The organism is Thermoactinomyces mirandus, from assembly GCF_013868055.1.
GTDB classification, from domain to species: Bacteria; Bacillota; Bacilli; order Thermoactinomycetales; family Thermoactinomycetaceae; genus Thermoactinomyces; species Thermoactinomyces mirandus.
The window spans coordinates 1-6,764 of sequence record NZ_JACEOL010000080.1 but is presented as its reverse complement, the minus strand read 5'-3'; the positions used below and the strand labels follow the sequence as shown (position 1 = coordinate 6,764).

Here is a 6,764-nt window from a genome sequence, read left to right as displayed (position 1 = left end):
TTTTAAGGGGTGCACATCAAACAAGGCAGGGGTTCTTTTGTTCAGCCGGGATTCAATTTTTTCCGCTCTTCAGCGGTAAACAGACGGGAACGGATGATGAAACGGACGCCTAAAGGGATCTCCAGGGAAAATGAAGCGCCGCGCCCTTTTGTGACATCGATCGTAAGCTGGGTGTGTTTCCAGTACTCATATTGCGAACGGGACATGTAAAACGGGCAATCGGCAATTTTGCCAAGAAATACATCATTAGCGCCGATTCGGAAAGTACCCGCTTTAAAACACATGGGAGACGATCCGTCACAACAGCCGCCGCTCTGGTGAAACATCAGATCTCCATGTTTCCGGCGCAACCGCTCAATGACTTTGGCGGCTTCATCGGTTACCTGCACACGTTGTACCGGTGTCACTTGCGGTCACTCTAGAATAATCCGGTCGGATTCTTATCGTATGAAATGAGCAGATTTTTTGTTTGCTGATAATGTTCCAACATCATTTTGTGGGTTTCACGGCCGATACCGGATTGTTTGTAACCGCCAAATGCAGCATGTGCCGGATATTGGTGATAGCAGTTTACCCAGATCCGGCCAGCTTCGATTTTTCTGGCAATCTGGTATGCCTGATGGGCGTCCCGGGTCCACAGGCCGGCTCCCAGTCCGTAGAGGGTATCGTTGGCGATTTGCAGAAGTTCCTGTTCGTCTTTAAATGTCGTGACAGAGACGACGGGACCAAAGATTTCTTCCTGGAAGATACGCATGCGATTGTTTCCGACAAAAACGGTTGGCTCAATGTAAAAACCGTCAGGATATTTTTCATTTCTGTATGGTTTTCCGCCGGTCAGGCATTTGGCTCCCTCTTCCCGTCCCAATTCAATATAGCTCATGATTTTTTGAAATTGGTCCTGAGAAGCCTGTGCGCCCATCATTGTTTCAGGATTTAACGGATCGCCCATTTTAATCCGGCGAACACGGTCAATGGCGCGTTCGATAAATTCTTCATAGATGGACTCCTGGATCAGGGCGCGGGATGGGCAGGTGCAAACTTCGCCCTGATTTAATGCGAACATGGCAAAACCTTCGACGGATTTTTCCAGAAAGCTGTCATCTTTGTCAAAAATGCTTTCGGTAAATATATTTGGTGATTTCCCTCCCAGTTCAAGGGTGACAGGAATAATGTTTTCCGATGCAAACTGCATGATCAAGCGCCCGGTTGTAGTTTCGCCGGTAAAGGCAATTTTGCCGACCCGCGGTGAAGTGGCAAGCGCCTGACCGGCTTCCGGGCCGAACCCGTTCACGATATTGAGTACGCCTGGCGGCAGTAAATCCTGAATGAGTTCAGCAAATATGAGAGCCGTAACCGGAGTCTGTTCAGCCGGTTTCAGGACAACGCAGTTCCCGGCAGCCAGAGCGGGTGCCAGTTTCCAAGCAGCCATCAACAGGGGGAAGTTCCAGGGAATGATTTGTCCGACAACACCGATTGGTTCTTTGATATGGACAGAAAGGGTTTGGGAATCAATCTCGGAAATGCTGCCTTCCTCTCCCCGGATCACACCGGCAAAATAACGGAAATGATCAATTGCCAGGGGAATGTCTGCAGCAAGGGTTTCACGGATCGGTTTCCCATTGTCCCATGTTTCCGAAAGGGCCAGTTTTTCCTTGTTTTCTTCCAGACGATCTGCAATTTTCAGGAGGAGTTTGCTTCTTTTTGCTGCGGGAGTATTGCCCCATTTTTCCCGAGCCTGGTGTGCCTTGTCCAGAGCAAGTTCAATGTCCTCTTTTTGCGAGCGGGCAACTTTTGTAAACACCTTGCCGTCAATTGGGGAAATGTTATCAAAATACTCGCCGTTTACAGGAGCAACCCATTCTCCGCCGATAAAATTATCATAACACGGTTTGTAATGAAGCAGGCTTCCTTCCGTATTGGGGGCTTTAAAACCGGACAACTTGACGCTCATTCACACATCCTCCTTATATGCTGAAATAATTAAAAACTCTTTATATATATAAAATTCAGTAAATTAAAATTATATTCCTTCTTAAATTTCATTTGTTTGCTTATTTTTTTGTGAAAGATTATTTTTATTTCAGACAAGAAAACCACTCCGTGGAATAGATAACGGAAGGATTGAAAGCTGAAAGTGAAAAGGCGATATTGGCACATAAAATTCTCAAAAGACAGCCCATCCCATGAGAAGTGGCGTCAAGCATGCCTTTGTGGATGGATGTAAAAAGTCAAACCGGATAAACGGGAAGCCCGTCATGGAAAGGGAATGCTGTTCACCAAAAATCGCCTCTTTCTCTCACTGATATTGTTAGATACAATAAATAAATGACTCGATATTTCATCAGGAGCAGTATTTGAAAAGAAGGGAAAATGAAATGAGTGAAGACATACCAGGTATTTGGAGGTCAAAAAAATGAAGGGCCGGCAAGCGCTTGTCAATCTGTTCCGTGAGGTCAATCTGCCGGAAGAGTGGCTGAATCAGCCGTTTCTGGACGGTGTCATCAAAGAGGTACAGGTAAGCACCCGGGAAGGAATCTGGAAGATCCACCTGAATCTGGCTGAACCGCTTGATGCCGATCTGTGGCAAGAATTTCAGGTGCGTGTGAAGAAACATTTTCAGCCACTGATCCAGGTTCAAATGCACTTTTCGTATGACCGGATACAACATGATATAGTATTGCGGAAATATAAGTATTTTATTCAGAAACAATTGCAAGAACAGGTCACCCCGGCTGCTGCAACCTGGTTTGGGCAGGCAGAGTGGCGCATAGAAGGGGATCGGATTACAGTCATTTTTCCAAATTCTGCTATGATGCATATGGCAAGAAAACGTGAAGTGGACCGGTACATTATGAAGTATTATGAACGGATTACCGGAGTCATGTTGCCGGTTGTCTTTGCGACCAGGAAAGAAGATCCGGGCCAGTCAATGATTGAACAGTTCCAGGAAAAAAGAGTGCTGGAGGAACAGTCGCTCGTGCAAAAAACGTTGGCAGAACAGAAAGATAAAGGACGGGAGCCGGATGGCAGACCGGCAGAAAAGAAACTTGGCTATACCATCCAGGGCGACCCGATCAAAATCATAGAGATTGTGGAAGAAGAACGGAGCGTCGTGATCAAGGGGAAGGTTTTCAAAAGCGAGCTGAAAGAATTGAAGAGCGGGCGGAAGTTGCTGACATTTAACCTTACTGATTTTACAAGCTCCATTTCCTGCAAAGTATTTGCCCGGGACAAGGAACAGGCCGCCATTTTTGCGCAAATCCGGGATGGTGACTGGCTGAAAGTGCGGGGGGGTGTCCAGTTTGATACTTTTTCCCGCGAACTGGTCGTTATGGTAAATGATTTGGCCGAGATTGAACCGGAAACGTTTGTCCGCAAGGATACAGCGGAGGAAAAACGGGTAGAGCTTCACTTGCATACAAACATGTCGGCCATGGACGGGATCGCAAGTGCCGGTCAGATTATCAAAAGGGTGGCCGAATGGGGCCATCCGGCTGTCGCCATTACCGATCACGCAGTGGTTCAGGCTTATCCGGATGCTTATAAAGCCGGTGCCGAACACGATGTAAAGGTGCTGTACGGAGTAGAGGCCAATATTGTCGATGACGGCATCCCGATTGTCATCAATGAAGAAGAACGGGACCTGCTGAAGGATACGTATGTGATATTTGATGTGGAGACGACCGGGCTGTCAGCAGTTCATGATGTGATTATCGAGTTGGCGGGCGTAAAGATGAGAGAAGGAAAAATTATCGATCGGTTTTCCAGCTTTGCCAATCCGCACCGGTTCCTGTCCAAAAAGATTGTTGAACTGACGCATATTACCGATGAAATGTTGAAGGATGCCCCCGAAGTGGACAAGGTAGTCGCTGATTTCCTGAAATTTATTGAAGGCAGCGTTCTGGTTGCACACAATGCCCGTTTTGATATGGGGTTTCTGCAGGAGGCTGTCAAGCGGATCGGACAGAAACCTGTCAAAAATCCTGTCATTGATACACTTGAATTGGCGAGAATGCTTTTTCCGGACATGCGGAACCATCGTCTGAATACGCTGGCGGACAAATTGGGAATCAAACTGGAACAGCATCACCGGGCCATTTATGACGCGGAAACAACAGGACACATCTTGTGGAAAATGTTAATGATGGCAAACGAAAAGAAAGGGATTACCCATCTTGATCAAATGAATGAAAATCGCGACAAGCGGGATCTGTTGCGGGCACGGCCTTTCCATGCCATCTTGCTGGTACAGAACCAGGAAGGGATGAAAAATCTGTACAAATTGATTTCCATGTCCCATCTTAAATACTTTTACCGGGTTCCTCGCATTCCGCGCAGTGAACTGATCAAACACCGCCAGGGGCTGCTGGTAGGTTCCGGCTGCGAGCGGGGAGAACTGTTTGAGGCTGCCCTGAACAAGTCGGAAACAGAAGTGGAAGAAATCGCCCGGTTTTATGATTATCTGGAAATCCAGCCGGTTGAGTTCAACATGCATCTGGTCGAAAAGGGATTGGTTGAAAGTGCGGACCGTTTGCGCCAGGCAAACCGGTTAATTGTCAAATTGGGGGAAAAACTGGGAAAACCCGTTGTGGCAACATCCGATGTGCACTACTTGGATGAACAGGACGCCATTTTCCGCGATATTGTGGCAGCCAACCAGACAGGGGCAAAACCGCAGGGGCCGTTGCCAAAAGCGTATTTCCGGACGACCGACGAGATGTTGCGGGAGTTTCGCTATCTTGGCGAAGAAAAGGCCAAAGAAGTGGTGATTACCCATCCGCGCGCCATTGCTGACCAAATTGAACAGGTGAAGCCATTCCCGGATGAAACGTATACACCTCACCTGGAGGGAGCGGAAGAAGAATTAAAAGAGATTTGCTATCGGACCGCGCATGAGTGGTATGGCGAGAAATTGCCGGATATTGTGGCAAACAGATTGGAACGGGAATTGAACTCCATTATCAAACATGGATTTAGTGTGTTGTACATGATTTCCCAAAAGATTGTGAACAAATCGCTCGAAGATGGATATCTCGTTGGCTCGCGGGGATCAGTCGGTTCTTCAGTCGTAGCCTGTTTAAGTTACATTTCCGAAGTGAATCCTTTGCCGCCCCATTACCGCTGCAAAAAATGCAAGTACAGTGAATTCATTACCGACGGTTCCTATGAGAGCGGATTTGATTTGCCGGATAAAAAATGTCCCAACTGCGGGGAAGAACTTTGGAAAGACGGGCATGATATCCCGTTTGAAACATTCCTTGGCTTTGAGGGGGATAAGGCGCCTGATATCGACCTGAACTTTGACGGGGAATATCAGTTGCGTTCTCATCAATACACGGAGGAACTGTTTGGCAAAGAGTATATTTACCGTGCGGGAAGCATTAATACAGTCAAGGAAAAGACTGCGTTTGGATACGTAAAAAAATATGCCGAACTGAATAACATGAACTTGCGGCGTGCGGAAGTTGAGCGGCTGGCACTGGGATGTGTCGGCGTCAAAAGGTCGACCGGACAGCATCCCGGCGGACTGATGGTCGTGCCGCAGGAAAAGGAAGTATATGATTTTACCCCGGTCCAGCATCCTGCTGATGATAGCAAATCGGGAGTAATTACAACCCATTTTGATTACAAGGCGATTTCCGGGAAAATATTGAAACTGGACTTGCTCGGACATACCGGGCCGACGATCCAGCGCCTGCTCCACAAGTTGACAGGAATCGACCCGACGAAGGTGCCGCTTGGAGACAAAAAAGTGATTGAACTGTTTCGCAGCACCAAAAGCATCGGGGTAAGCCCTGAAGATATTAACGGGATTGAACACGGCACTTTGGGAATTCCCGAATTTGGCACATTCTTTGCGCGTGGAATTCTCAAAGATGCAAAACCCAGCCGTTTCAGTGAGCTGGTTCGTGTATCCGGCCTGTCCCACGGAACAGACGTCTGGCAGGGAAATGTGCAGGACCTGATCAATGCAGGCACATGTACCATTTCGGAAGCAATCTGTTGCCGTGATGACATTATGCTGTATTTGCTCCGGATGGGACTTCCTCCCAAAAAAGCCTTCAAGATCATGGAAAAAGTAAGAAAAGGAAAAGGTTTGACTGATGAAGAGGCTGACTTGATGAGGGAAAACGGGGTTCCTGAATGGTATATTGATTGTTGCCGCAAGATCAAATACATGTTCCCGCGCGCCCACGCGGCGGCCTATGTGACCGCGGCCGTGCGGATTGGCTGGTTCAAGGTTTATCATCCGGAAGCCTTCTATGCAGCGTTATTCAGCACGCGTGTGGGCGAGTTCGATATTGAGCTTGTTTTAAAAGGATATGATACGGTAAAACGAAAGTTGAACGAAATCAATGAGCTGGGCTTCCAGGCATCGGCCAAGGAAAAATCGATGGCAGCCACTTTGGAATTGGTGATGGAGATGTATGCCCGCGGGATTCAATTTGCACCGGTTGATTTGTACAAATCGGATTCCGTCAAGTTTTGGCTTGATGAGGAAAAACGGCTGATTCCGCCGTTTGCGGCGATTTCCGGGGTTGGGGAAAGCGCTGCGCAAAACATTGTTACTGCTCGCGAACAGGGAGAATTCCTGTCGATTGAGGATCTGCAGAAAAGGTCACGGCTATCCAGTACGGTCGTTGAAGTATTGGAACGGTTAGGCTGTTTAAAAGGGTTGCCGGAAAGCAATCAATTGGCCCTGTTTTAAACGGAAGCCAAAAAGGAGTCGGGATGACCCGACTCCTGAGATTGATGACAAACCC

Annotated in this window: 3 protein-coding genes; 1 reads left to right on the top strand and 2 read right to left on the bottom strand. The window is 47.7% G+C overall.

The annotated features are described in order from the left end of the window. Positions 1-41: 41 nt before the first annotated feature. A complete protein-coding gene (locus H2C83_RS17005) occupies positions 42-407 on the bottom strand; it encodes a DUF779 domain-containing protein (RefSeq protein WP_181742360.1) in 366 nt (121 codons plus the stop codon). Positions 408-418: 11 nt separating this feature from the next. Continuing rightward, entirely contained in the window at positions 419-1,951 is a 1,533-nt protein-coding gene (gene exaC / locus H2C83_RS17000; RefSeq protein WP_181742359.1) for an acetaldehyde dehydrogenase ExaC, read from the bottom strand. 462 nt (positions 1,952-2,413) lie between these two features. On the opposite strand from exaC, the gene H2C83_RS16995 reads away from it, so the two are divergent. Next, positions 2,414-6,709 carry a PolC-type DNA polymerase III gene (locus H2C83_RS16995; protein WP_181742358.1) on the top strand — a complete coding sequence of 1,432 codons (4,296 nt, stop codon included), beginning with the start codon at positions 2,414-2,416 and terminating at the stop codon, positions 6,707-6,709. Positions 6,710-6,764 lie beyond the last annotated feature (55 nt).